Origin of the sequence: Nocardia sp. Root136, assembly GCF_001427185.1 — a bacterium.
Lineage (GTDB): Bacteria > Actinomycetota > Actinomycetes > Mycobacteriales > Mycobacteriaceae > Nocardia > Nocardia salmonicida.
The window spans coordinates 127,185-152,747 of the sequence record NZ_LMFE01000011.1; the positions used below are offsets into that span (position 1 = coordinate 127,185).

Below are 25,563 nucleotides of genomic sequence, written 5' to 3' on the forward strand. Positions count from 1 at the left end.
GGACGCCAAAACAAAAGGGCGCGTAGACATCAGGTGCCCGATGTGACGCCCGTGCGAATCCGGGTCTGTCGGCACCTGTATTCTGCCACCGGTTGAACGTGGAAGACCTTCAAGGCGGGGACAGGAGCTTGGGTTGGTCAACTTTTCCCCCCAAGGTCAGGTTGAGTACGACGCCAAGGTGCTCAAATTCAAGCAAGACCTAGAGCACGAGTCGGACCTCATCGAGGCTCAATGGAACGCCGGCGGGCACCAGGAAGTGACAGCACAGCATGTCAGCATGGCAGCCAGCAGGGTCCGCGCTGGGCTCGTACGCGCGCGGCGGGGCAAACCATACGGTCTGGCTGTAGTTGCTTCCCCTGCTGCGGGTGTGCTCGGCGGGTGGGGCACGAACCAACTAGACTCGACGGCAGGTTTGCTAGCTGTCATCGGAGCGATAGTCATGATCTTTGGCGCTGAATCGTTCAAGATTTGGAAGGACTCTCGATGACCACCGCGGGCGACGAACGGTTGACTGAACGCGCGCAACGAGCGCTCGATACCTACCTCGCACTCTCGCGAAACGATATCGTAGACCGAGCCTGGCTTGTAGCGCAGAGCCGAAAGAATCGAAATCCCGATAGCCCTCTTCGTATCGAAGCGAACGATATTATTGCCTGCCTTCCGCCGACTGATTCAGCCGACGGAAGCGAGCGGGTAGCCGCCCTTTATGCCCAATACGCAAATTCGGCATTGCGTTGGCAACGGCGCATCGCATGGGCGAGATTTTATGGCGAATTACTTATCGTTCTTGGCATTCTATTTGCCATCTATTTTCAGTTCAGAGATAAGCTGGAGACGCCTGCAACATTCATGCTGGCCCTTTCGATATCCGGAGCTTCTATTCTGCTGCTGACGAGAGCAATGGTCGTCAGCAGCGGGCTTCCTACTCGACGCTCTGCTCAAAATTCATCCACGTTTCGTACAGGTGATTGGGTACCGATGTACGCCGATGCTGGTTTCGTGGCGATGAATCGTGCGCAGGATATTGACGCGGAGCTGCGAGGGCAATTCGTTTCCGAATGGGCGAGCCTGGAGAACCTGCTGGCCCTCGTAGCGAAGGAAGACGGGATTGATGCGACAGTTGAACGCCGACTTGGGTTGCGAAATTTGGTCGCGCAACTGGTGGAGCACACTCTTCTGAGTACAGAGAACGTTGAAATGATATTTTCAGCGTTGACGGTTCGCAACCGTATTGTTCACGGCCCCAAGGAAGATATTTCCGTAGAGGAAATCAAAAAAGGACTTAAAAAAATCCGACAGGTTCAGAAAGATCTATCTACCACGCTTTGACTTTTAACCGACCGGGCCGCAGAACACCTAGTCGTCCCTGATCGGCAGTCCGCACTACCGCTGCCTTATTGCTGTGTGGCGTCGTGCATGCCTGATCGGTCAGTGGCGACACCGTGACAACTCTCGGAGTCAGTTTCGGGCGAGTTGTCCGCCTGTGAACGTCCGCTCATGCTTCTGCTCAGGTGACAGACCCAGGCCGGTTTCCAGGTGCCTCCAGTCCCGACGGGGCAGGGGCCGGATCGTTAGTAGACTCGGGATCGGAGTACTTGTACAGATTCGATCCACCACCCAACCAGATCAGCAGTACGCCGAACAGCGTGATGATCACCGTCAGGATTCCGAATACCCAAACCTGCACGTTGATGGCAAGCAGGATGCCGCCCCAGGCCAGCAGTGCCGTCACGACGGTGACAGCGATCATCGCGCCGAGGGTGTTTCCGTCCAACTCTCGCGAACTGCGGTGGGCATACCTTTTGATCTGAATGTCGAGAAGATCAAGCAATGGCTGTCGGTGGTTCTCCGGGACGGCGTCGACTAAATGGGCAAGCCGCTTGATCTTCCGTGTACGACCAGTGTCGCGCTCGTCAAATAGGAACTTCGTGAGCAGCGCGAAGAGTGGTGGGATCGCAGCGGTTCCCAGGGCGATGGCTGTCGTCACGGTCGGCGAGCGTAGCAGCGATAGCTGGTTTTGGCGGGCGGTTCCGGCGAGGGTCGTGTGTCCACAGGATTTTTCTTCTCCCTGCTTCCTCATACTGGCCATCCTGAACCGTCACGGGTTGGAGACCGGCTTCAGGAGTTGACCAGCGCCGTTCGGCGTGGCGGCTTTTGAGCGTAGTAGTAGGCAGTCTCGGATTACCACCTCGGCGTTTGCATCGTTGGCGACGTGGGGTGCCGATGGGTCTTACCTGGGGATTCGTCGCCGGACCGTTGGCTGAGGTGTGCTCGCGCTGGGGCGACTGCGTACGAACTGCGTACGGAAGGCGCGGAGTGTGATGCTCCGCGCCTTCGTTGTGGTTGGTCTTGTGCCGGGGCTTGGGTTGCACATCAAGGGGCTGGTTCCTCTGTCCGGGACAGTTTGGGCGAGAGGCGGCAACGCCGTGACAAACTCGCAGCCCTTGGCGGGCCATACATTCGAACCGCGTGTCGTTTGCGCCTCCGCCTCAGATCATGGAACCTCATGTGGTGAACCAAGATCGGGCTGAGGCGCGGGTCCTCGCGGAAGAACTTTTGGACGACATAGAGTTGTCGCGAATCAACGTCGAGCAGCTGGTCTTGAAGGCGTCGAGGTTAGCGCGACTCGCCGATGACTACGAAGCGGAAGAATGGTTGAAATGGGAACGAATCACCATTCCCGAGAGCGATTCAGGAATAAAATGGCAGAAACGAACTGGCCGTCGCTATAAAGATGGAAATCATATCACTCGCGGGGCAACGCGACTCGCTCCGATCATCGCGACGATGCATGAAGAACTGAAGCAACTCCGCATTCCAGAGTTGAGCGGCGATCAAATGCTAGTCGTGTCGAATAACATCATGAATCGAATCGTAGAAACTAGAAACGCGATAGTAAGAATCGAAGGCGTTGTGGCCTCCGTAATCGGTGAAATCCATTCATTCGCCGCAAATACGTTCTACGCTCTACGCGTTTCAGAACGGCAAGACTCGATGTTCGAGGAAGCTACCGAATCAATCGAACAACTCCTGTCTGCCCTCGGAGCCGAAACCACCCGGAAGATCGATGCGGCATACCGCAACCTGCAGCAAGGAGACCCTGAATCGACAGCGGCAGCCATGCTTAGTGTCCGCAGGCTGATCGACAATTTCGCCGACGTCGCATTTCCGGCATGCGAATCGGACAGAGTCGACGGCAGTGGCAACCCGATTAAATTGGGAAACCAGAACCACTTGAATCGAATAAAGGCTCTGATCGACGATAACTCGCAGAGTAAAAGCCGTTCAGATAGGCTGAAACGCGCCATAGGCGACATCTACGGGAGGGTGTCAGCCGGGGTTCACACGGACGTCTCCGCAGGCGAGTCCCGGTACCTATTCATGTCGGCTTACGCAATTCTTGGTGAAATACTAAGCCTTCAAGGAGAAAAAACCGACGAAATCGTAGAGGTGTCGATCGCCGCAGATGGCCAATAAACAAGATGAGTGCACCTGCGGAAACTTGTAGATAGCCGCATGCCACATGTTTGGCCCTGTTCTGGGTTGGGGTGCGCACATAGGGGCTGGCTCACTGTCTGCCCGATACGGCCTGCCGTTCACGCGCAGAGGCTCACAGGTCAAGGGTTGCAAAGCAATCAGCGAAGCTGACGCCATCGGCGCCCTTGAGGTGTGAGGGGCGCGGGATCACAATGCAGGCCAACCCAGAACAGGGCCACGCGGCCACCGGTCGCGATACCCCCGACCTCACCGCGGATTCCGTTCAGCAATTCGCCGGGCTGGGGTGCCGGGGCCTGGGGTCGACGTCGTTGGCGACCCGCTACCGGCTTCGTTGACGGCGGCACGGATAGGAGAGGGGCCGAAGCCCCTTCCTGGTCAGCAGTCGAGGGCGGCGAGGGAACGTTCGGTGGTGAGGAAGGCGCGGTAGTGGGTGGGGCAGTAGGTGTAGGTGTCGGTGCGGTTCTGCCACTCGGAGGCGGCGAGGTGGGTGGCGGGGTCGGTGCAGTCGCGGATGTCGCAGATCGTGGCGGGGGTGATGTTCATGGTCGGGGGCCTTCCGTGTCGGTGGGATCTGGCCCGGACCAGGCCGCACCCACCCCGGCAAGGGCTCACCGCCCGAGGGGGTCACCCGGCTGACCAACCCAAAGGTGAGATGACACCCGCTGAAAATGACGTCGCCGCGGGTGACCCCCTCGGGCGGTGACAACGCTTGGTCCTTGCCGGGGTGGGTGTGGTCTGGTACGCCATCGGCAGATTCTGCCGACACGGAAGGCCCTCGACCATCACCCCCGCCACGATCTGCGGCATCCCCCGCGGCTGCACCGACCCGGCCACCCACCGGAAGTGACCCGATGACAGCACCGCACCGACACCTACACCGGTCACCAACTACCGCGGATTCCGTTCAGCAATTCGTCGCACCTGGTGAGCCGCTTGGTGATCGGAAGTATGCCGGCGGATTTCGGGTGGACTGGTGACGGCTCGGTGACCGTCTACGTGGGTCCGGCAGTCAGGGCCTTATGAGGCAATCGAGCGAAGCTCGTGCGGCAGCACCGTATCGGAGTCGGTGAGCTGGTGGCCGTCGATCGGGGCATATGCCGGCCGAATCGGGCTCGGGAATTCCGTTCAGCAATCCGCGGCCTGGTTATCGTCGGCCTCGTCCACTGCTCGGGGTCGATGCTGTGATGAGCTGGTCAGAGTTCCGATCGCCTGCTTTCGGCGCTCAGCGTCGCCGACGTGCCGACGCGCCCAGGCGGCGCCTTATCAGCCTGGGGTGCGCGTCGAAGCGCGGCGGCGGCGCTGTGCGCCGCCGCAGGCGCTCTTGACTCTATATAGCGAATTTCAGCAACCACTCCGTGAAGTGACAAGCCTGCCCGCTCAGAAGTGCAGGACTGCAACCGTCTTGTCATCGTGACGCTTCGCGCGTGGGAAGGCTTGCCCATCTGGATCGGTCTCGGCTTCCCAGGTGTGGATGTCGTGGAGAAGTGCATCGAGCTGTGGCGTGGACATCTGGGCGACCTCAGACCAGCTCAGGCCAAGTGGAGGAATGAGGTCCGCGACGCCGTCGGTAGCGACAACGATCCAAGAGAGCTCATCGCGAGGGATTCGGACGGACAATGCGTGCTCGGCCGCATGGGGGTCGGCCTCGGCGATCCAGTAGCCACCTGGCCGGTTACGTTGCGCCCGTTCGGCAATCTGGAGGTCCTCGAGGATCTTCCGGTGTCGACCGCTGTAGCCCCACCCGTATTTCAGGAATCGCCGGTACAGGTCAGCCTCGGGCAGGTTGAGCTGTGCAAGACGGTCGTCTGTGTAGGTCGCAACCTCTCCGCCTCGCTGTCCGATCACGAGTGACGAGTCTCCGAGAATCAACGCATTGACCGCGTCGGGCTCGACTCGAACAAGAGCGACGGTGCTCGAGGGCGCAAGCCCAGGTTCGATTCCGAGTGTTTCGGCTGTCCTCGCGATGGACTGAGCGAGTATGTCGACCAGCGAAAGCGCATCGCCGATCGATAGGGCGAGTTCCGCGGCGAGATGGTCGACATACTCCCCTGCTGATGGCATGGCGGGGTCGTGCGCGGTGGCACCGTCGAGAACGATGACAGCGTTGTCGGCGACGACCAACCGATCGTCACCGGAAGCAGCTGCCCGTTGTGCGGACTCGACTGTGAAGCTCATCGTGGGGCCGAGTATGGACCGGCCAACAGCCGACTACCCGTGACGGTACGGTCCTGATCGAACTCGCACTCGATGATGCAATCGGTCAGGTTCGCAGCTGGGTCGTAGGCCGTCCGCAGGTTTGTGCTCAACCAGTGCGCGACGCCTTCGGAGCCGACGGCGGTTATGCCGGCAATGTGCACGATGACGCGGTTGTCGACTGTCCGGCGGGAGAGGTAGCCGATGTCCTTGCGGGTGCCATCCGTGAGGTATGGCGAAAAGTGTCGATCGTCCTGGCGGTAGTCGACGATCGACCATCCCGCCTCGCTGCGGTCGAACGCGAGAATCGGATCGTCCGCCAGTAGATGTCGAGCCACCGGGGCAGACTTCGGACCACACACGATGATGCAGTCACCTGGCGGGGCATTCTCGGTATCGGGCGAGATGTCGAACTGTGTTGTGGTCAAGGATAATTCGCCCAGGGTGTGCTGGAGATAGGTTCGCGTCGCTTCGTCGTTTGTGTCAACGTAGGTACGCTCTCGGCCCTCCTCAACACCAAGTCGGCGGGGAACCCCGATCGCAACAGGACCAACTCCGAAGAATGCTCGTTCAGGCGGTGGTGCCGACGTGCGGATCTGACTGATTCGCCCCTTTGTCAGGCCAAGCCGGTCGCCGATCTCTGAGAAGCTGAGCCCGAGGTCACGGTTTGCCTGCTCGATGGCGACCTTGCGGAGTCGAGCCAACTCCGTTTGCCGCTGCTGATAGATAGCGATGAGTTCGCCCGCTCGTAGCCCGCGCCGGATCGGGTCCGGGTCATCGCGGATTGCGTCGAACTCGTCATCGATAGCCACGACACAGAGTTTAGAACCCCTTGACGACAGAGCGCACGTGCGTCTAGTCTCGGTTTACCCCCCATAAACCACGGCGAACGTCCTCGTACCGAGTGGGTTTAGGGGGGATAAACCATCCTCTTTGTATAGGAGACATGACATGGCACTCAAGGACATGTGGCTGACCACCGACTTCCACACCGCCTTCCCGATGGGCGTGATGCTGCTCGGCAAGGTGGAGGCAGTGACCGAGTTCAACGCCGATCGCAACGCACCCAAGCGTCACCAGCTCGACTTCGACCGTGAGGGCAACGGCACCGGTAAGCGCCTGTGGAAGGCCACGATCACCGACCCGACCGGGTCCAACGCGCGACAGACCACCTTCGACATCGTGTTCGTCGCCGATCAGATGCCGACGCCCTCGGCCGATGAGGTCGCGCCCGGTTTCCGACCGATCGTGTTGGAAGGGTTGATGCTCAAGCCCAAGATCGTCGGTAACGGTGAGTTCAAGTCGATCGGCTGGAACGTGCGCGCGACCGGGATCAAGGGCGACAACTCCGGCGCGAAGCTCAACAACCGCGCCGCCGACAAGGCTGCGTGATCGCCATGTCGTTCATGAGCATCCACACCGGGTACAACACGGGCTTCGCGCTCACCTATCTCGCTCCGAGAGAAACCGAGTGCGGCGTCAAGAGCAGCGGATGCGTGCGGATCGAGCTCGAATCCGAGATGGGCATTTACGCGCTGGCGCTCGATATCGAGGACGCTCGACCGTTGGCCGAGCAGCTTCCCGCGCTGGTCATGGCCCACGATGCCGCTGAGCACGTCCTCAAGGAGCAGGCTGCCGCGATCGCTGAGGCGGCTTAGCGATGGACACGGCGGATCAGCAGTCCTCGGGTATGCGGTGGGCTCGCTGGTCCGCCGTCCTNCAAGGAGCAGGCTGCCGCGATCGCTGAGGCGGCTTAGCGATGGACACGGCGGATCAGCAGTCCTCGGGTATGCGGTGGGCTCGCTGGTCCGCCGTCCTCGTTCTGATCGGTATCGGCGCTGCCGCGTTCGTGTTGTCGTTCGCGGCGTTGCAAGACCTCGCGATCATGGGCGGCACCCCACGCGGTTTGGCGTGGCTGTTCCCGGTGATCGTGGACGGCACCATCGTCCAAGCCACCATGGCCGTGATCGCTCTGCCACCGAAATCGGCTGAGCACAAATGGTTCTCCTGGATTCTGGTCGGCGGGGCCGCGGTATCGGTTACGAGCAACTCGGTTCACGCCTACCTGACCGGCCATAGCTGGGGCGGTGCCCTGTTGGCCGCGATTCCCCCGCTGGCCCTGCTGATCGACACTCACGGGCTGGTCCTGCTTCGACGTGCGGCACAACGCGATTCGGTGCCCGCCGTCGTGGTCGAGACGGCACCCACCTACACCGCTGACACAGACGCGCCGAACCTGGTGCCGATGGTCGCGGCCTCGACTCCCGCCCCGGCTTCTACGCCGGTGCACACCTTCCACTCTCCTCCGCGCCCGGTTGCTCCGTTGCTGCCTGTCGCGGTCCCGATCCCTACAGGGGGCAACTGAAATGTCTGACAACTCGTTCACACCGGATCGCTCGTATCTGTCCACTACTGGCGCGACCTACGGACGTCCGCTCGATGTGAGGTATGTCGATTTCGTTGGCATGGTCATGGTCGAGATCGGTGACGTCAGGCTGTATCTGACGCCGGGCGATGCCGCTGTGGTCGCGGAGAAGATCCCGGCCGCGCTCGACCTTTACGCCGCGACGTTGAAGACGGTGGCGTGATGGTCACGACCATTGTCGCCCTGTCGACGGTCCTTGCCGCTGGTGTGCTGCTGTGGTGGCGTCACCTCGACAACCCTGCCCGTGTCCGTGTCGCTGAGGTCGAACCCTTCCCCGGTGTGCCGGCCGATTTGCGTCCTGCGGCAGTGATCCTGACCAGCACGAAGCATCTCGAAATGATGTGGGCTGCGCTGGGGTTGGGCTCGGCGGGTAACTGGCCGACCATCGTCGGTGGTGTCGACCTGATCCCGGCCGGTGCGGTGTTCGATATCCAGATCGTGGGCGGTCAGAAGCTGTCGGACTGGACTAACGACGACATCGCCGACGCTCTCGCGCAGTACCTCGGTGTCGCAAAGGTCCGTGTGCGCCAATCGGGTCCGGGGTTCGTGCGGGTGGAACTGCGCACGTTCGACACCCTCGCCGAACCGGTGATCTCGGTCCAGGAAGCGACCGGGGTGGACCTGGAAGCTGTCGACACCGGTGTCCGTGAAGACGGTCGGCTGTGGCTGCTGCGGGTGCTGTATGCCCACATCCTGCTCGCCGGTGCGACCGGTTCGGGCAAAGGCTCGGTGCTGTGGTCGATCATCCGCGGCATCGGTCCCGCGATCAAAGCCGGGTATGTGGATGTGTGGATGGCAGACCCGAAGGGCGGCATGGAATTCGGGCGCGGCGAAAAGCTGTGGGTGAGGTTCCAGTGGACCGCTGACGGCATCCTGGCGATGCTCACCGAAGCCGTCCAGGTGATGGAGAATCGTGCCTCGACACTGCGCTCGGCCGGTATCCGCAAGCACGTCCCGACCACCGATGCCCCGCTGATCCTGATCATCATCGACGAAGCTGCCGCCCTGTCGGCCTACGCCACTCGTGACCAGCGACTTGAGTTCGAACGGCTCCTGGGCCTGCTGCTCTCGCAGGGTCGTGCGGTCGGTCTCTCGGTCATCGCGGCGTTGCAGGACCCGTCCAAGGAGACGATGCCGTTCCGGCAGTTGTTCCCGGTCCGGATCGGGCTGCGCCTGGACGAACCGACACAGACCTCGATGGTCCACGGGCAGGGCTCCAAGGACCGCGGTGCGTTGTGCCACGAGATCCCCGACACCACACCCGGTGTCGGCTACGTCGGCGAAGACGGCACGACTGAGTTCGTGCGGGTCCGCGCGTACTGGATCGATGACGACCGGGCCGACGCGATAGTCGATGCCTACGCCCCGACTCCCCCGGTCACCTCGGCCGGTGCTGACGACGATTTCGACCCGTCCACGTTCGACCCGGACTTCATCCCCGGTGAGGACGACGAGCAGGGGTGGGCGGCATGAAGCGCGGCCTGGTCACCGAATCCCATGTCGTCATCTACTGCGACTGCTGCGGGGACGTGTTCAACCCCTCGTCCGGTCGCCCGATCTGCTTCATGACGACCAACGAAGCGGTCGAGTTCCTCACCGCCGATACCGCTGCCGGGTGGGACTACGACGGCGACACCGTCCGCTGCGACGACTGTGCCGCCGCTGAACACTGCCGGGTCCACGGGCACGAGCTCGTCCTCGACGGCACCTGGGCAGAGCTGGTCACCGGCCCCTACGTCTGCTCGATGTGCGGGCTCCTCGAATCCGACATTCCTGAACTGGAGAACTGACCATGGCGCGCAAGAACGACACTCGCACCGACAACGGTCTGGCCGACGTCATCGACTTCCGATCCCGTAGCCAGTGCCGCTCGGAAACCCGCGGCCTCGACCCTCTGGCTGTCGCGGTGCTAACCGAGACCGGTACTGCCCCGATATGGAACGGCTACGACGATTTCGCCGGTTCGGATGACGCCGCATGAACACCACCACCACGACCACGACCACGCATGACCCGGCGGCCGAAGTCCTTGACGCCGTACTCACCGGGGTCGGTCGACTACTGCTGTCGGTGTTCACCCTGGCGTGGTGGGCGCTGCTGTTCCCGATGGTSTCRGTTCCCGCCGGCCTTTCTGTCGCKGCKGGKTGGTTCTTCGGCTGGCCGTTCGGGATCGGGGTGGTCGGTGTGGCTGTCGTGGGGATGGTTCTGTGGCGAGTGTTGAGCCCGCAGACCTTCGAGCGCTGGTTCACCAGCCGTGTCCGGTCCCGATACCTGGGCTGGTTCCGCTACCGGCGTCGCTGGGCCACCATGACCACCGCCTGTGGCCTGTCCACTCGTGGCGGCGATCGAATGTTCGTCCCGCGGCTTGTCTCCGTCGAGATCGGCGAATCCCTCGACACGCTCCGTGCCCGGATGTTGCCCGGTCACTGCCCCGACACCTGGACCCACCGCGCCGACCACTTCGCCCACGGCTTCGGTGCCCAGAGGGCCAAAGTCGCCCTCGTCGGCCCTGGCCTGGTCGAGATCACGTTCCGTCGTACCGACTCCTTGGCTGACCCGGTGGTGGTGCCGTTCGAATCGGTGGCCGGATTCAAGACCATTCCGTCCACCCGCAAAGCCGCATGACCGCACCCAACACCACGACCGAGGGAGGCCGCACCATGTCTGACAACACCACCGGAACGGCCTCTCTCGGCCATCCACATCGCTCCACAGCCCCCGCCGCAGCAGTGAAGCCGGACCGGGAAACCGCTGCCGATCGGCGAGCAATGCCCGACGTCACCGACATCGCCGAAGCCGCCGCCGAGAAGGAAGGTGTGTGCGCTCGTGTTGTCCCGATGCGGGCTTTCGACCCGATCTCCGCTCGTACCACCTATGTCGGCGCTCCATGCAAGTCCACAGTCGCTTCGACCTGCCCGGCCTGCGCCAAAGCGAACAAGTACCTGCGACAGACCCAGCTGCGCGAAGGCTGGTGCGCTGAACACGAACCCGTGCACGCCGAACCGGTGGTCACCGAAGCACAGACACAGGTGTTGGCCGCTCGCGCTGAACAGTTCGCCGCCTACCACGAAGCCCGCCGCGCTGGTGAACACGAACTCGCCGAGTCGATTCGGGCTCTGGTAGCCGACCTCGACACCGAACTCCGCGAACTCGGCGTCCGTGGCCGTCTCCCGGCCCTCGATGAGAAGCCGCGTCGCAGAGCCAAGTCCACCCGTCGCCGTGATGATCTTCCGGACCTTCCGCGTAATAAGGTCGCGAAGGTCACCGTGGGCACTGCCTACGCCAACGGCAAGTACCGGCCCTCGACGTTCTTCACGCTGACCCTCGGGTCGTATGGGCGTATCAACCAGGTCCGAGACCCCGAGACCGGCACGATGGTTTCGGAGGGCTCCCCGGTCGATCCAGACAGCTACGACTACGCCCGCGCTGCTCGCGACATCATGCACACCAAAGCGCTTTTCGACCGCTGGATGCAGAATCTTCGGCGCGCGGTCGGCTGGAACGTGCAGTACTTCGGGAGCGTGGAAGCCCAGAAGCGGGCAACCCCGCACCTGCACTTGGCCATTCGTGGCTCGATCCCGACGAAGCTGCTCTACCAGGTCACCGCGGCTACCTTCCGCAACATCTGGTGGCCCCATTTCGACCGCGAGGTCTACACCGGCGACAACATGCCCGTCTGGGACCATTCCGCCGGCACTTTCGTAGACCCCAAAACCCATCGCCCGCTGACCTACTGGGATGACGCACTGGCCGTCATGGACGAGGTCGACGAACTCGACCCCGCGCACACACTCAAGTTCGGTGGGCAGTCCAAGGCGGTGCAGATCCTCGCGGGCACACCGGAAATGGATCGCAAAGTCGGCTACATCACCAAGTACCTGACCAAGTCGATCAGCGAGACCCTCGAAACCGACAGCGCCCGCACCGAACGCCACTACGACCGCCTCCACGCCGAGCTGCAAAAGACTCCATGCTCGAAGACGTGCGGGGTGTGGTTGCGCTACGGCATCGTCCCCAAGGGCGCCACCGAGAAGACCCAGCCGGGCCGCTGCCGGGGCAAGAACCATCGCCGTGACCTGCTCGCCGTTCCCGGCCGTCGGTGCGTCACCTCCAACGACTGGACCGGCAAAACCCTCCCTGACCACAAGGCCGAACGGCTCGACTTCGTGCGCGCCGAACTCGCCGCAATCGGCATCATCCCGCCGGATACCTCGCACCTGCGGATTACTCCGGTAGGCCCTGGCGACAAAGACGCGCCCCCGCGGTCGCATCTGGTCTTGGCGCTGGTCACTACCCGGATCAACCAACGTGCGCAGTACACCATGGCTCGCCTCGCCAGAGACGAAGGACCACCAGGCGGTCCGCATGAAACCACTGTGCCACCAGAGATTTCGTTCGCTCAGCAGTCCGCAGCATAGGGAGGAACCCGTCATGTCCAAGCTTCTCAACGAGGCCGAGGTGCGCAAGCTGATCCCGATCGGGCACAGCAAGTACTACGAGCTGATCGGCACCGGTGCTCTGCGCTCAGTCAAGATCGGCCGTCGTCGGCTCGTCTCTGAGCAGGCAGTCGCCGACTACATCGCAGAACTCGACCGGGCTGCCTGATGCCACGCCAGCGGATGGCTCCCGGCGAGTGGGGCAAGATCACCGTCAAACAGACCGGCCCCGGCCAGTTCACCGCTCACACTTACGTGCGCGATGAGGACGGCGAGCGTCGGCAGGTGGAACGCAGCGGTGCCAGCGAGGAGGCCGCACGGCGTAATTTGCTGCGGCACTTGAAGACACGGACCTCCCCGGTCGCGGAGGCCGTGGTAACCGATCGCACTACGCTGGCCGAGTTGTTCCCGATCTGGCTTGCGACCAAGACCAAGCTCAAGCCGCAGTCGCGCGAGCTATACGAGCAGTCATGGAACCGGCACGGGCGCAAGCAACTTGGCGCTCTGCGTGTCCGGGAGCTGCCCACCAGTCGGGCCGAGAGGCACCTTGGCAAGCTCGCTGCCCGCTCGGAATCGAATGCCAAGACATTCCGGGTGGTGCTGATCGGCATGTTCGCTCTGGCGGTGCGCTACGACGTTCTGACGGTGAACCCGATCCGGGAGACCAGCCGGACGGGCGGCAAACAGTCTGGTGCCCGTGCCCTCACCCCTGACGAGTTCGCGAGGGTCCGGGAAGCGGTCCATGCCTACCGTGACCGTGAGAAGAGTTTCGGGCCTCGACCCGGCCGGAACCTTCCCGAGTTCGTTGACGTGCTGGTCTCGACTGGCTGGCGACCGAATGAGGTGCTGTCGCTGCGGTGGCGCGAGGTCAACTTGAAGGCCGACCCGCCAACGGTCACGACTACCGGGACCATGATCGACCACGGCAAGGTCAAGGGGCAGGCGCTACACCGCCAGGACGCACGGAAAGGGGATGCTCCCGATCACACGGTGATCCTGCCCAGGCTCGCGGTGGAAGCCCTGAAATCCCTGTGTCCGAGAGATGCCGATCCGGACAGTCCGGTGTTCGCAAACCGCAACGGTGAGTGGATGAGCTTGGCGAACATGCGTCGGTCGCTGCGGGCCGCGCTGCCCGAGGATCTGAAGTGGGTCACCCCGCGCAGCTTCCGTCCGACTGTCGCGACGGTGGTCCGTGACGACCTCGGTCCGGCTCAAGCACAAGCCCAGTTGTCGCATGCGAAGCTGGATACAACCGAGCGGCACTACCTCGAACGGCGGACTGTCGGACCGGACGCGAGAAAGGCCCTCGACCAGTTCGCACAGGGAAAGTAGTGGATCGTTTGTAGGGGGAAAGTAGTGGATCTGGCGAGATTTCCCCGAAACGTAGAACCGCCCCTCACCAGTAAGTCCTGATGAGGGGCGGTTCTTTGTGCGCCCGAAGGGATTCGAACCCCTAACCTCTTGATCCGTAGTCAAGTGCTCTATCCGTTGAGCTACGGGCGCATGGTCATGCATCTTCAGTTGTTACCCAGCGAACTGGGTGTGGCGGAGGCGAGAGGATTTGAACCTCCGGTCCCCGTGAAGGGACAACTCATTAGCAGTGAGTCCCATTCGGCCGCTCTGGCACGCCTCCTGGAGCCTTCTCTTTCGAGGGCACCGGTCCTTGTCGAACCGCCGGGAATGAAGATTACACGAGCAGTCGTAGTAGTCCAAAACGCCTGGTCAATCAGCGTAAATTGCTGTCGAACCAGTCGTAGATACGGGTCTGGGAATCGATGCGGATCGCGGCGGCCGCCTCGTCCTCGGGGTCGGGGCGATCGGCTCGGTGACTCAGGCCGGGATAACTGATAGTGAGACTGGCCACATCCGCCTTCGCCGTGGCCTCGCGCAGGCGGTCGACCGCCTCGGGCGGGGTAGCCGGGTCGTCGGCGCCGAAGAGGCCGAGCCAGGGAGCTTGGAGGTCGGCGGCGACATCGACCAGGGCGGCGTTCTGATCGGGGAGCGGTTCGGTGATGCCGGGGGCGGACACGCTCACCGCGGCGCCGATCGGGCGGGTGGCGGCGACGAGGAAGGCGGCGGTGCCCGCGCTGTCGAAGCCGAGGACGCCGATGGTGTCGGGGAAGACGCCGCGACCGGTGAGCCAGTCGAAGCCCGCGTCGAAGTCGTCGAAGAGTTCCTCGCCGAAGACCTCCTGGACCAGCGGGTCGGCGATGCGGTCGAACAGATGTGGCGCGACGACGATCCAGCCCTCGGTGGACAACGCACGCATCAGGTCGAGCAGCTGGGATGAGAATTCGCGGGATTCGTGCAGGACAACGATGCCGCCGCGGGCCACCCGTTCGGGCTCGACCACCGTGATCGGCACGGCAGTGCGTCTCGTGACGGTGTCCGTGTCGACATCAACCGGCCGCAAGGGGGCGACATCGTCGTAAGTGCCCGGCATAAACCCAGCGTAGGCGGCAGAACTGGACTTGGGTAGGCCTAGAAGGCCGCGCCGCACGTCCTGGCGGCCGATCATCGTAGGGTGGAGGCGTGACCGCGCACATCCGTCCCGACCTCGCCACCATCCCGGCCTACGTCCCCGGCCGTAACCACCCCGATGCGGTGAAGCTCGCGTCCAACGAGACCACATTCGGTCCGTTGCCGAGTGCTACGAAGGCGATCGCGGAGTCCGCCGAGCAGGCCAACCGCTACCCGGACAATCAGGTCAGTGAGCTGCGGGCGGCGCTGGCCGACTTCCTCGACGTCACCGTCGCCCATGTCGCGGTCGGCTGCGGCAGCGTGGCGCTGTGCCAGGAACTCGTGCAGATCACCTGCGACGCACCCACCGACGAGGTGGTGTTCGCGTGGCGCTCGTTCGAGGCGTATCCGATCGTCACGCAGGTGGGCAACGCGACCGCGGTGCAGGTGCCACTCGCCCCTGGCTATCTGCACGATCTGGACGCGATGGCCGACGCGGTCACCGAGCACACCAAGCTGATCTTCGTTTGCAACCCGAACAACCCCACCGGCACGGCCCATGGGCGTGCCGAACTGGAACGGTTCCTCGATCGAGTGCCCCCGCACGTTCTCGTCGTGCTCGACGAGGCCTACTACGAGTACCTGCGACTGACCCCCCAGACTCGCCCCGACGGCGTCGAGATCGGTCGCACCAGGCCGAATGTCGTTGTACTGCGCACTTTCTCGAAGGCCTATGGTCTGGCCGGGCTGCGCGTCGGCTACGCGGTGGGCGATCCCGAGGTGATCGCCGCGCTGCTGAAGGTGCATATCCCGTTCAGCGTGAACCGGATCGCGCAGGTCGCCGCGATCGCCTCGTTGCAGGCGCGGGGAGAGTTGCTCGATCGCACGGATGTGCTGGTGGCACAACGGCATCGGCTCCGTGACGCGTTGCTGGCCGCAGGCTACGAAGTGCCGCCGAGCGAGGCCAATTTCGTGTGGTTACCCCTGGGCGAGCGCAGTATCGAGTTCGCCGAGGCGAGTGCCCTTGCGGGAGTGCTGGTTCGGCCGTTCGCCGGCGACGGCGTGCGGGTGACGGTCGGCGATCCGCACGAGAACGAGCAGTTCCTCGACTTCGCCACCGCACCCGAAACGGCCGCCCGATTCCGTTAGTTCGGGACAGGGTCAGCATCCCTTGACGCTGGTTTGCGGTGGGATTACCGCGAATTGGAGCACACTGCCAGCACACCGGTCGTAGGCTGGCTCGAAACTGATTTCGGTGTTCGAACAGGATGAATATGCATGCGGCGACGACCGACCGATTACCTGGTCGACGCGCGCCACCGGTCGAGTGAATGTGTTCTCGGCGGGCAATCTTCCCGCGACGGAGGGTACGCCCGCACGGCCCCGCACCCTGCTGCCCGACCGGAGATGTACCGTGAACCAGAGCTCTCGCCCCGCAGTCTGCGAAAACCCAACCCCTACAGCCATATTGGCAGCGGAGGTCGCGGTTACCGCGCCGCCGCCGATCGAGCTGGATCGCCGTTTACGCGACTGCGACGAGTTCTTCCGCTACCCCGAACTCGGGCATCTGCCCACCCAGCGTCGCCTCGGCGCGCTCGCAGAATTGCGTGATACCGGCACCTACACACAGACCGCCGAAGAGATTCTGATCGGCGCGAAATTGGCGTGGCGCAACCACGCTCGCTGCGTGGGACGCAAACATTGGCGATCGCTGAAACTACTCGATGCCCGTCTGGTTACTTCTGCGCGGGAACTTTCCGAAGTGTGCTGGCAGCATTTGCGACTGGCGACCAATGGCGGCGCGATTCAGTCGATGATCACGGTCGGCCCGGCGGCCGTGCCCGGCCGTGGTGAATACCGGATCGAGAGTTCGCAGCTGATCCGCTACGCCGGATACCCGAACGGCGACGGCACCGTCACCGGCGATCCGGCCAATATCGCGGCCACCGAGCAGGCGATGGAGCTGGGCTGGCGCGGCGAGCGCACACCGTTCGACGTGCTGCCGGTGCTGATCAGCACGCCCACCGAGGACGTGCAGTATTTCGACGTTCCACGCGAGCTGGTCCGCGAGGTCGACCTGGTCCATCCCGACTACCCGTGGTTCGCCGCGCTCGGCCTGAAGTGGCATGCGCTGCCCGCTGTTTCGAACATGGATCTGGATGTGGGCGGGGTTTGCTACCCCTTCGCTCCCTTCAACGGCTGGTATGTCGGCACCGAGATCGGCGCACGCAACCTCAGCGACGCCGATCGCTACAACATGCTGCCGCTGATCGCCGACATGATGGGTCTCGACACGTCATCGGTGCGGACGCTGTGGCGGGACAAGGCCCTGATCGAGCTCAATCACGCTGTGCTACACAGTTTTCGATCCTCCGGTGTACACATGGTCGACCACCACACCGTGGCCAAGCAGTTCTGCGATCACGTGCAGCGCGAGGAAGCCGCCGGGCGCGCGTGCCCGACCGACTGGAGTTGGGTCAATCCGCCCATCTCCTCCGGACTCACGCCCACCTTCCATCGATACTATGACGCACCCGACCTGGACATTCGACCGAATTTCGTCCGCCGAGATTGATCTACGACGGGTTGTTTGACCCGTGCGCGGCCGGGTATTTGCTGTCACGTAGCCAAGCCCGGTCGTGCCGGGCGCCGCGGACCGACTGATCGCCCAACAACCCAGCGGGATCGACGAACGGACCTCACATGTCCGCGTTCGGCCTCCGCGTCAGGTAGGAGGGAATCATCATGACCAAGGCAACCCTGGAATCGCTGATCGGCGCCACCGCCTATGACGATCACGGCGCCAAGATCGGCAAGGTCAAGCAGATCTACATCGACAACAACTCCGGCTCGCCAAAGTGGGCCGCTGTCTCGACCGGACTGTTCAGCCACGACTCGCTGGTACCGCTGGCAGGCGCCGAGCATCAGACCGACGACAACACCCTGAAACTGCACGTCGCCAAGGAGCAGGTGAAGTCCGCGCCGCACCTCGACGACGGCGGCCGGATCAGCGCTGAGTCCGAGCAAGAGCTGTTCGAGCACTATCACGTGGATCCACGGGCCGCGGGGTGGAATACCTACGGTCGCCCGCAGATCCGCCCCGGAGACGAGATGCCGATGACCCACGGCGACCCCGCGCAGGCCAGGCACACCGACGACTCGATGGTGCGCTCGGAGGAGCAACTGCGCGTCGACGACCGGCGCCGTGAGGCGCCCTAGCCCCCACAGCGCACCGTTCGATCAGTCGAACCAGCCGCCCACCGGACCGGTGGGCGGCTGGAGGTCCGAGCGGGTTTCGCCCGGTCGCGGGCGAGCGTAGGGTTCTCATACGGGCCGAATCGCCCTGGTCCGGCTCGTTTCGATGAGCGAGGGAGACCCAGATGAGCACCGCGTCCAGCTCAGGATTCGATGCCGATGCACTGCGCCGCGGAATCGAAAGCCGCGATGCCGCAACACTGCTGACGCTCTACAGCGACGATGCCGAGATCCGTATGGTCGACCACCGCGACCAACCCAGCCATCCCCGGGTGATGCACGGCCGCTCGGCGATCAGCGCGATGTTCGACGACGTGTGCGCCAGGGAGATGACCCACTCCCTCGACAGCGTCCTGATCGACGGCGACCACATCGCCTTCGTGGAATCGTGCCGCTACCCGGACGGCACCCGCGTGCTGTCGCATTCGATGGCCGATCTGCGCGACGGCCGCATCGTCGACCAGACCTCGATCCAGGCGTGGGACGAAGGGTAGTCAGCGGAAATCTGCGACGTGGTCGGCTGCCCACCGGCGGTAGTCGCGGGCCTGCGACCCGGTGACATCGTGCACCGTGGTGGTCGCGGTGCCCGGTGTGTCGACGTAGCCGGCGAACCCGTTCAGCACTACGCGGGCGATGTCGGGTGGGAGCCAACCCATGTGCGCCACCGCCGCTTCGGGGCTGATCTCCTCCCAGACCAGCGTGCGTCCGAGTGCGGCGCCGATGGCTTCGACCTGGTCGATCCGGCTCAGCGGGGCCGGGCCGGTCAGGACGTACTTCGCCCCGGCGTGCCCGTCGGTGGTCAGGGCACGCACGGCGACCGCCGCGATATCCGCTTCGTGCACCAGGGCCACCGAGGCGGAACCGTACGCGCCGCGCACTACGTTGCCTGCACGGATCTGCGGTGCCCATTCGAGTGTGTTCGTGGCGAAACCGCCGGGGCGAAGGAAGGTCCATTCCAGAGTGGATTCAGTGATCGGCTGCTCGACGATGGCGTGTGCCCGGCCGATCGGATGGTCCTGCTCCAGATTGTCGCGGACCGCGCCGGAGGAGAGCAGGACGATGCGGCGCGCGTGTGCGGCGATGCGGGCGACCACCTGCTCCGCGATCTCCGCCGACAACATCGGCCAGGTCAGGTAGACCGCGTCGATGCCATCGAGGGCGCCGTCCAGAGTGTCGGGAGCGGTCAGATCCCCTTGCACCACCTCGATATCCGGGGACAGCGACGCCGCGCGCGGATCGCGAGCCAACGCCCGCACCGGCGTCCCGCCCGCGACGAGCTGGGCCGCCACCTGGCCGCCGACATGACCGGTCGCCCCGATCACCAGAACCTTGCTGATATCCGCCATGGGCCAACCGTACGAAGGGCACTTACTTCTGGAAAGGACATACCCACAAGTAAGCTCATGACATGACGGTAGGAGTCCCGGACGGCGAGCAGACACCCGTCGGACGACGTGACGTATTCGACAAGGATTGCCCGGCCCGCACCATCCTCGACAAGGTCACCAGCCGCTGGGGCGTCCTGATCCTGGCGGCGCTCCGCGACGGCCCGATGCGATACCACGTCCTGCGCGACCGAATCGGTGGCATCAGCGAAAAGATGCTGTCGCAGAACCTGCGTACCTTCACCGAATACGGCCTGACCGAGCGCACAGTCGAACCCACTGTGCCGCCACGGGTTTCCTAGGCGCTGACACCGATGGGTCACGAGGTAGCCGACAAGCTCCATGGTCTGTTGGAGTGGGTGAGCATCCGCGCGGAGGAGATCGTGGGGGTCCGGGGTCGTATGCGCGAGTTGTGACCGCTGCGTGGCACCTTCGGGAGTGGTTATCGCTACGAGTAGTGATCACAGTCGGCGTGCAGTGGCGGGGTGTAGGTCGTCGTGAGGCAGGCCCGGCACGTGTGCGTTCGATGGTGACCACCGATCCGAATACAGGGCACCGCACCGATGAGTACCTGGCCGGGGCCGAGCCGGTGACCGTTCGGACAGTAGCGGGGAGCCGGTTCCGTCCAGCGCCCATTGCGCAGATAGAGCCGGATCGATTCGCACATACGTTCGATTATCTACCGGACTCTCAGCGGATGCGATCCGGCCTCGGCCGATGGGGCCGACCACCACATCTGCCCCCACCTGATCACTATTTCCGCCACCTCGACGACTGCCGCGATTGCGCCTACGCGGCGTGGGAAGATCGCGGCACCTTCACGGTTGCAGGACAACGGTTTTGAAGGATGTCGATGACCACCGGTGCAGATGCGGGACATGACGAAGCCAGCGTGCTCGAGCGGCTCGTGGCGGGTACCCCTTGCTCGGGTTCGACCCGGCAGCCGACCGCGTGGGGTGGCTGGCAGATCCAGTAGGTCAAGTGGGGAGCAGTCGAGATGTGTACCCGGCGTTGACGAGTCGGTCGTAGGCGTCCTTCACCGCAGGCGGAACATCTTGCTCGATAGCCCAACCGCGCTCGGGGTACAGCCAGATGCGCTGGGTGTCGCCGACCAGCATGTCGATGACTCGATCGGCGTGGCCGATAGCGGCGATGTAGTCGTCGAGTTCGAGCGGGAGGGACGAGCAGATGACCTCGACCTCCGGCCAGTGTTTGCGAAATATGGCGTAGCTACGTCGCTGCTGGTACGGCCTCGATATGAGGGTTGCGGTTCGGATCGAGTCGGCCAGTCCGTGATCCGCGAGCAGGGTGCGGGTGAAATCGATGTTCTCGCTGGTGTTCTCGGCTTTTTGTTCGAGAAGGATTGCCTCGGCGGGCACTCCTCGCTCGATGGCATGTTCCCTGTAGTGCACGGCTTCGCCCCGTGGGAATCGTTCGACTGTTGTCGGGGCGTTCGCGCCGGTGAACACGATGAGTGGGAACATGCCGGCCTGATAGAGCTGTGCGGTGTGGGTGGCAACGCCTGGATCATGGCTACCGAGACCGATGCCGACGTCGGTCGGTCGGATGTCATGGTCGAGTTGGTTGTACTGCCACAGCGTCTCGACATCGGGGCGAACCGCGGCGGGACAGGCGGGCGTCGGCATCGGCGGCAGCTCTCGGTCGGTGTACGACAAACCGTGTCGCGCCGCAAGTCCGCTGGCTGACCTGCGGTCTTTGGCGGAGACGGAGGGATTTGAACCCCCGATGGTTTTACCCATGCTCGCTTTCAAGGCGAGTGCATTCGGCCGCTCTGCCACGTCTCCCTGCCCTGGATCGTAGCTGATCGGCAGATCAGAGGCGGCGTGGGTTCTGGTTCCGTGACGTCGGCGGGGGCAGGATTGCACCCCATGTATGCGATTCAACTGAACGGGTTCGGCGTGCCGGAAGTCATGGAGTGGACCGTGGCGGTCGATCCGGAGCCGGGGCCCGGTGAGGTATTGGTGGAAGTTGCCGCGGCGGGGGTCAATCGGGCGGATGTGATGCAGCGGAAGGGGTTCTATCCGCCGCCTGCCGACGCCAGTTCGATACTCGGGCTGGAGTGTTCGGGGACGATTGTGAAGTTGGGGGCGGGGGTCGCGGACTGGCAGGTCGGGGATCGGGTGTGCGCGTTGCTGGCGGGAGGTGGGTACGCGCAGTTGGTGGCGGTGCCGGTGACGCAGCTGTTGCCGATTCCGGAGGGGATGGACGCGATCGCGGCCGCGGGGTTGCCGGAGGTGGCGGCGACGGTCTGGTCGAATCTGGTGATGACGGCGGGTGTGCGGTCGGGACAGCTGGTGTTGATTCATGGTGGCGGCGGCGGGATCGGCACGCACGCGATCCAGGTGATGCGAGGGCTCGGGGCGCGGGTGGCGGTGACGGCCGGGTCGGCCGAGAAGCTGACCAAGTGCGCCGAACTGGGGGCGGAGATCTTGATCAACTATCGGACCGAGGACTTCGTCGCGGTGCTCGCGGACCAGGGCGGCGCCGACGTGATCCTCGACAACATGGGCGCTGTCTACCTGCAACGCAATGTGGAAGCGTTGGCCCCGCACGGACAGCTGGTGGTGATCGGCATGCAGGGCGGCACCACCGGCGAGCTGAATGTCGCGACGCTGCTGCGTAAGTGGGGCTCGGTGCACGCGACGAATGTGCGCAGCCGCCCACGTGTGGGTCCGGGCAGCAAGGCCGAGATCATCGCGGCGGTCCGCGCCCAGCTGTGGCCGCAGGTCGTGGCGGGCGAGATCGTTCCGGTGATCTCCACCGAACTGCCGGTCACCGAAGCCGCCCGCGCGCACGAGATGCTCGACGACTCACAGACCTTCGGCAAGGTGATCCTGCGCGTTGGTGACTGAGAGCCACGCCGAGCGCACGGACGCGCGGGTTATTCGAGGGCGCTGAGGGCGCGACCGAGCTGGTCGATCTCGTGGCGGGTCGTATAGGGCGCCAGACCGATCGTCACCGCACCGCCCTCATCGTTCACGCCGAGCGCGTCGAGCAGTCGACTCCCGCCGTGCACCCCGCTGACCGTGCCGATCCTGGCATCGGCCAGCTTGGCCGCCACCTTCTCCGCCTGCATCCCGGCCATCGTGAAACTGACCGTCGGGATGCGGGTGGAGGCGCGGCCGATCACGGTGAGGTTGTCGACCTTCTCCAGTACCTGCATGAGGTGGTCGAAGAGCTGGTCGTGATAGTCCTGCAGCGAGGTGATCGACATCTCGAGGCGTTCGCGGCGGGTGCCGGTGGCGCGTTCGTCGAGTCCGGCGAGGAAGTCGATCGATTCGGTGAGCCCGGCCAGCAGGGCGTATTGATGTCCGCCGACCTCGAGGCGTTCAGCACCCTTGGCATAGGGGTTGAGCGACATCGAGGGGATGCGGTCGAGGAACGCGGGGTCGCGGAAAACCAGCGCGCCCACCTGCGGCCCGCCCCACGACGGTGCGCTCAGCGCGACCACGTCGGCATTGAGGTCGTCGATGTCGATCAGCGCGTAGGGCGCGGCGCCGAACGCGTCGGCCACCAGCAGTCCGCCCACGTCGTGCACCCGATCCGCCGCCACCCGGACGCCGGGCGCCGAACCCACGATCGGCGATGCGGCGGTGAGCGCGACCAGGCGCGCGGTGGGGCCGATCAGCTCCTCGAACTGCCACGACGGCATCTCACAGGTCTCGATCTCCACCTCGGCCCAGCGCACATGCGCGCCGTACCGGTTGGCGATGCGCAGCCACGGGGCGACGTTGGCCTCGTCGTCCAAGCGGGAGAGCACGATGCCGGTACCGAGGCCTAGGCGTGAGCTCAGTGATTCGGCCAACCAGGCCAGCAGTACCGCACGATCGGGGCCGAGCACGACGCCGGCCGGATCTCCGCCGACCAGATCGGCGACCGCTTCCCTGGCGGCGTCGAGAATCGCGCCGCTGCGCGATGCCGCACCGTGGCGGCCGATATGGGAGAACGAGGAGGTACGGAAACCCGTTGAGACGGCGCGAGATACCGAATCGGGAACCAGCATTCCCGCCTGCGGGTCCAGATGGATCCAGCCGTCGCCCAGGGACGGTATCAGGCCCCGAACCCTCGCGACGTCATAAGTCATGGTGGCCACTTTAAGGGCAGGGGGCCTCCCGGTGTAACCGCGTAGGAGTTTTAGCGCGAAGCCGACGCACGCGCAATGATGGGGATATGACGCACTCGGAGGATGTCCCCGAATCCATCGTCGTGATCGGTCCCGACGGCCGTCCACTGACCGTGCCCGCCGACGCCGACAACGCGTCCGCGTTCACCGCACAGGTCGTGCCCGACGACGAGAAGGCCGTGAGCGAGTCGGCCGAGTCGCTGACCGACATGGTCGAGCAGCCCGCCAAGGTGATGCGCATCGGCACGATGATCAAGCAGCTTCTCGAAGAGGTTCGCGCCGCACCGCTCGACGACGCCAGCCGCTCGCGCCTCAAGGAGATCCACAAGTCCTCGGTCCGCGAACTCGAACAGGGTCTCGCGCCGGAACTCCGCGAGGAACTCGAACGCCTCACCCTCCCCTTCACCGACGACTCGGTGCCGTCGGACGCGGAACTGCGCATCGCCCAGGCTCAGCTCGTCGGCTGGTTGGAGGGCCTGTTCCACGGCATCCAGACCGCGTTGTTCGCCCAGCAGATGGCCGCCCGCGCCCAGCTCGAGCAGATGCGCCAAGGCGCGCTGCCGCCCGGGATGCACGCGGCGGACGTCAAGGCAGGCGGCCATGTGGGCGGCGGTCAGTACCTGTAAACCCCCCGAGTCTCTTGTTCGCGGCCCGCCTCGATCTGGACTGAGTGGAGGGTGCGACGAAGGAGTACCCGGAGGGAGGGAAGATCGAGGCCCCCCGGGGCCGCGAACACCCGGCGCCAGCCGGAAAACAACCCTGTAAGGTCGGGGACCGTGCCCGCCGCCGCCGCTCGTCCTGATTCGGTCTCCGATCGCAGTGACGCGCGTACCGAAGAGAGCCCCGTGCATTCCCAAGACACCCCCACCGAGGCAGAGCTGGCCGAAGCCGCCGCTGCCGAGCACACCGCTGACGCGCCACTGCTGGTGAAGACGCCGATGGTGTCGGATTCGCAGACCTTCGGGCGTGCGTTCAAAGACATGCGGGACGGTCTACATCAGCGCGAGCTGTGGCTGTCGCTCGGCTGGCAGGACATCAAGCAGCGCTACCGCCGTTCGGTGCTCGGTCCGTTCTGGATCACCATCGCGACCGGTTTGCAGGCGCTGGCGATGGGTCTGCTGTATTCGACGCTGCTGAATCAGCCGATCAGCGAATACCTGCCGTATGTGACGGTCGGTCTGGTCGTGTGGAACGTCATCCAGGCTTCGATTCTCGAGGGCTCTGATGTGTTCATCGCCAATGAGGGACTGATCAAACAGTTGCCCTCGGCGCTGAGCGTGCACGTCTATCGCCTGGTCTGGCGCCAGTTCTTGTTCTTCATCCACAATGCGGCGATCTACGCGGTGCTGGTGGTGGCGTTCTCGATCTGGCGTGATCTGAACTGGTCGTTCCTGCTGGTGTTCCCCGCGATCCTGCTGCTGTTCCTCAATGCCATGTGGGTAACGATCGTCTTCGGCATCTTCTCCACCCGCTACCGCGACATCGCCCCGATCCTGGGCTCGATGACGCTGATGCTGTTCGTGCTGACCCCGGTGATGTGGTCGACGAAGGCGCTGGAGAACTCGGTCGGCAGTGCGGGCGAGCGCGCCAAGCTCCTCGAGATCATCCCCACCTATCACTACCTGGAGATCGTGCGCGCTCCCCTGCTCGGTGAACCGTCGGAGTGGCATCACTGGGCGGTCGTCTGCGCGTTCACCGTCGTCGGCTGGGCCGTCGCGGTCCTGGCGCTCAAGCAGTACCGTGCCCGCGTCCCGTACTGGGTTTAGG

General features: G+C 64.1%; 30 protein-coding genes and 3 tRNA genes. 22 read left to right on the forward strand and 11 right to left on the reverse strand.

Annotated elements, in window-relative coordinates; genetic code table 11:
* The first annotated feature begins 483 nt into the window (after positions 1-483).
* Complete coding sequence (locus ASD42_RS34610; RefSeq protein WP_156677612.1) at positions 484-1,329, forward strand: hypothetical protein; 846 nt, start codon at positions 484-486, stop codon at positions 1,327-1,329.
* 178 nt (positions 1,330-1,507) lie between these two features.
* On the opposite strand, the gene ASD42_RS28240 is transcribed toward ASD42_RS34610, so the two are convergent.
* Positions 1,508-2,080, reverse strand: a complete 573-nt coding sequence (locus ASD42_RS28240) for a hypothetical protein (protein WP_156677613.1) — start codon at positions 2,078-2,080, stop codon at positions 1,508-1,510.
* Positions 2,081-2,511: 431 nt separating this feature from the next.
* On the opposite strand from ASD42_RS28240, the gene ASD42_RS28245 reads away from it, so the two are divergent.
* Entirely contained in the window at positions 2,512-3,477 is a 966-nt protein-coding gene (locus ASD42_RS28245) for a hypothetical protein (RefSeq protein ID WP_156677614.1), read from the forward strand.
* 396 nt (positions 3,478-3,873) lie between these two features.
* Here ASD42_RS28245 and ASD42_RS34615 read toward each other — a convergent pair whose 3' ends face one another.
* The 3 genes from ASD42_RS34615 to ASD42_RS28255 form a co-directional block, all read right to left on the reverse strand.
* On the reverse strand, positions 3,874-4,041 hold the full coding sequence (locus ASD42_RS34615; RefSeq protein WP_156677615.1) for a hypothetical protein: 168 nt from the start codon (positions 4,039-4,041) through the stop codon (positions 3,874-3,876).
* An 834-nt stretch (positions 4,042-4,875) separates the two neighbouring features.
* On the reverse strand, positions 4,876-5,673 hold the full coding sequence (locus ASD42_RS28250) for a hypothetical protein (protein ID WP_056822126.1): 798 nt from the start codon (positions 5,671-5,673) through the stop codon (positions 4,876-4,878).
* A complete protein-coding gene (locus ASD42_RS28255) occupies positions 5,670-6,503 on the reverse strand; it encodes a hypothetical protein (RefSeq protein ID WP_056822129.1) in 834 nt (277 codons plus the stop codon). Before ASD42_RS28255 ends, ASD42_RS28250 begins: the two co-directional genes overlap by 4 nt.
* Before the next feature lie 139 nt (positions 6,504-6,642).
* On the opposite strand from ASD42_RS28255, the gene ASD42_RS28260 reads away from it, so the two are divergent.
* From ASD42_RS28260 to ASD42_RS28305, 11 genes are all read left to right on the forward strand, one after another.
* Positions 6,643-7,083 (forward strand): hypothetical protein, encoded by a 441-nt coding sequence (locus ASD42_RS28260; protein ID WP_056822132.1) that lies wholly within the window; start codon positions 6,643-6,645, stop codon positions 7,081-7,083.
* Positions 7,084-7,097: 14 nt separating this feature from the next.
* Positions 7,098-7,349, forward strand: a complete 252-nt coding sequence (locus tag ASD42_RS28265) for a hypothetical protein (RefSeq protein WP_156677616.1) — start codon at positions 7,098-7,100, stop codon at positions 7,347-7,349.
* Positions 7,350-7,450: 101 nt separating this feature from the next.
* Positions 7,451-8,056, forward strand: coding sequence for a DUF2637 domain-containing protein (locus ASD42_RS28270; RefSeq protein WP_056822138.1), 606 nt, complete (start codon positions 7,451-7,453; stop codon positions 8,054-8,056).
* 1 nt (position 8,057) lies between these two features.
* A complete protein-coding gene (locus ASD42_RS28275) occupies positions 8,058-8,279 on the forward strand; it encodes a hypothetical protein (protein ID WP_056822141.1) in 222 nt (73 codons plus the stop codon).
* Positions 8,279-9,589, forward strand: a complete 1,311-nt coding sequence (locus ASD42_RS28280) for an FtsK/SpoIIIE domain-containing protein (RefSeq protein ID WP_056822145.1) — start codon at positions 8,279-8,281, stop codon at positions 9,587-9,589. Before ASD42_RS28275 ends, ASD42_RS28280 begins: the two co-directional genes overlap by 1 nt.
* Entirely contained in the window at positions 9,586-9,906 is a 321-nt protein-coding gene (locus ASD42_RS28285) for a hypothetical protein (protein WP_156677617.1), read from the forward strand. The genes ASD42_RS28280 and ASD42_RS28285 overlap by 4 nt, the downstream gene beginning before the upstream one ends.
* 2 nt (positions 9,907-9,908) lie before the next feature.
* On the forward strand, positions 9,909-10,097 hold the full coding sequence (locus tag ASD42_RS28290; RefSeq protein WP_056822154.1) for a hypothetical protein: 189 nt from the start codon (positions 9,909-9,911) through the stop codon (positions 10,095-10,097).
* Positions 10,094-10,741 (forward strand): hypothetical protein, encoded by a 648-nt coding sequence (locus ASD42_RS28295; protein WP_056822158.1) that lies wholly within the window; start codon positions 10,094-10,096, stop codon positions 10,739-10,741. Before ASD42_RS28290 ends, ASD42_RS28295 begins: the two co-directional genes overlap by 4 nt.
* 35 nt (positions 10,742-10,776) lie before the next feature.
* A complete protein-coding gene (locus ASD42_RS28300; RefSeq protein ID WP_200950528.1) occupies positions 10,777-12,534 on the forward strand; it encodes a replication initiator in 1,758 nt (585 codons plus the stop codon).
* Positions 12,535-12,547: 13 nt separating this feature from the next.
* On the forward strand, positions 12,548-12,721 hold the full coding sequence (locus ASD42_RS34620) for a helix-turn-helix domain-containing protein (RefSeq protein WP_156677618.1): 174 nt from the start codon (positions 12,548-12,550) through the stop codon (positions 12,719-12,721).
* Positions 12,721-13,884, forward strand: a complete 1,164-nt coding sequence (locus ASD42_RS28305) for a site-specific integrase (RefSeq protein ID WP_056822162.1) — start codon at positions 12,721-12,723, stop codon at positions 13,882-13,884. The genes ASD42_RS34620 and ASD42_RS28305 overlap by 1 nt, the downstream gene beginning before the upstream one ends.
* Positions 13,885-13,982: 98 nt before the next feature.
* Here the strand turns inward: ASD42_RS28305 and ASD42_RS28310 are convergent.
* The 3 genes from ASD42_RS28310 to ASD42_RS28320 form a co-directional block, all read right to left on the reverse strand.
* A tRNA-Arg gene (locus tag ASD42_RS28310) sits at positions 13,983-14,055 on the reverse strand.
* 40 nt (positions 14,056-14,095) lie between these two features.
* Positions 14,096-14,185: transfer RNA gene (locus ASD42_RS28315), tRNA-Ser, on the reverse strand.
* Positions 14,186-14,278: 93 nt separating this feature from the next.
* On the reverse strand, positions 14,279-14,995 hold the full coding sequence (locus ASD42_RS28320) for a dienelactone hydrolase family protein (RefSeq protein ID WP_056822164.1): 717 nt from the start codon (positions 14,993-14,995) through the stop codon (positions 14,279-14,281).
* An 89-nt stretch (positions 14,996-15,084) separates the two neighbouring features.
* On the opposite strand from ASD42_RS28320, the gene hisC reads away from it, so the two are divergent.
* From hisC to ASD42_RS28340, 4 genes are all read left to right on the forward strand, one after another.
* Positions 15,085-16,161, forward strand: coding sequence for a histidinol-phosphate transaminase (gene hisC / locus ASD42_RS28325; protein WP_056822167.1), 1,077 nt, complete (start codon positions 15,085-15,087; stop codon positions 16,159-16,161).
* 319 nt (positions 16,162-16,480) lie between these two features.
* Positions 16,481-17,587 (forward strand): nitric oxide synthase oxygenase, encoded by a 1,107-nt coding sequence (locus ASD42_RS28330; protein WP_056822170.1) that lies wholly within the window; start codon positions 16,481-16,483, stop codon positions 17,585-17,587.
* Between the two features lie 170 nt (positions 17,588-17,757).
* A complete protein-coding gene (locus ASD42_RS28335) occupies positions 17,758-18,231 on the forward strand; it encodes a PRC-barrel domain-containing protein (protein ID WP_235569863.1) in 474 nt (157 codons plus the stop codon).
* 161 nt (positions 18,232-18,392) lie between these two features.
* Positions 18,393-18,761: a nuclear transport factor 2 family protein gene (locus ASD42_RS28340; protein WP_056822173.1), complete on the forward strand. Its 369-nt coding sequence runs from the start codon at positions 18,393-18,395 to the stop codon at positions 18,759-18,761.
* Here ASD42_RS28340 and ASD42_RS28345 read toward each other — a convergent pair whose 3' ends face one another.
* Positions 18,762-19,613, reverse strand: coding sequence for an NAD(P)H-binding protein (locus tag ASD42_RS28345; RefSeq protein ID WP_056822175.1), 852 nt, complete (start codon positions 19,611-19,613; stop codon positions 18,762-18,764).
* A gap of 62 nt (positions 19,614-19,675) precedes the next feature.
* Here ASD42_RS28345 and ASD42_RS28350 point away from each other — a divergent pair, with 62 nt between their 5' ends.
* Together ASD42_RS28350 and ASD42_RS35655 are read left to right on the forward strand one after the other, a co-directional pair.
* Positions 19,676-19,954 (forward strand): winged helix-turn-helix transcriptional regulator, encoded by a 279-nt coding sequence (locus ASD42_RS28350; RefSeq protein ID WP_235569864.1) that lies wholly within the window; start codon positions 19,676-19,678, stop codon positions 19,952-19,954.
* A gap of 551 nt (positions 19,955-20,505) precedes the next feature.
* Complete coding sequence (locus ASD42_RS35655; protein WP_268793555.1) at positions 20,506-20,628, forward strand: hypothetical protein; 123 nt, start codon at positions 20,506-20,508, stop codon at positions 20,626-20,628.
* 1 nt (position 20,629) lies between these two features.
* On the opposite strand, the gene ASD42_RS28360 is transcribed toward ASD42_RS35655, so the two are convergent.
* Positions 20,630-21,412 (reverse strand): YdcF family protein, encoded by a 783-nt coding sequence (locus ASD42_RS28360; protein ID WP_235569865.1) that lies wholly within the window; start codon positions 21,410-21,412, stop codon positions 20,630-20,632.
* Positions 21,370-21,457: transfer RNA gene (locus ASD42_RS28365), tRNA-Ser, on the reverse strand. The genes ASD42_RS28360 and ASD42_RS28365 overlap by 43 nt, the downstream gene beginning before the upstream one ends.
* Before the next feature lie 84 nt (positions 21,458-21,541).
* On the opposite strand from ASD42_RS28365, the gene ASD42_RS28370 reads away from it, so the two are divergent.
* Complete coding sequence (locus ASD42_RS28370) at positions 21,542-22,525, forward strand: NAD(P)H-quinone oxidoreductase (RefSeq protein WP_056822184.1); 984 nt, start codon at positions 21,542-21,544, stop codon at positions 22,523-22,525.
* Between the two features lie 29 nt (positions 22,526-22,554).
* On the opposite strand, the gene ASD42_RS28375 is transcribed toward ASD42_RS28370, so the two are convergent.
* Positions 22,555-23,757: a cysteine desulfurase-like protein gene (locus ASD42_RS28375; RefSeq protein WP_056822759.1), complete on the reverse strand. Its 1,203-nt coding sequence runs from the start codon at positions 23,755-23,757 to the stop codon at positions 22,555-22,557.
* Positions 23,758-23,843: 86 nt separating this feature from the next.
* Between ASD42_RS28375 and ASD42_RS28380 the strand changes: the two genes are divergently transcribed.
* Positions 23,844-24,422: a bacterial proteasome activator family protein gene (locus ASD42_RS28380; RefSeq protein WP_056822190.1), complete on the forward strand. Its 579-nt coding sequence runs from the start codon at positions 23,844-23,846 to the stop codon at positions 24,420-24,422.
* Positions 24,423-24,674: 252 nt separating this feature from the next.
* Positions 24,675-25,562 (forward strand): galactan export ABC transporter permease subunit Wzm/RfbD, encoded by an 888-nt coding sequence (gene wzm / locus ASD42_RS28385; RefSeq protein WP_442938690.1) that lies wholly within the window; start codon positions 24,675-24,677, stop codon positions 25,560-25,562.
* Position 25,563 lies beyond the last annotated feature (1 nt).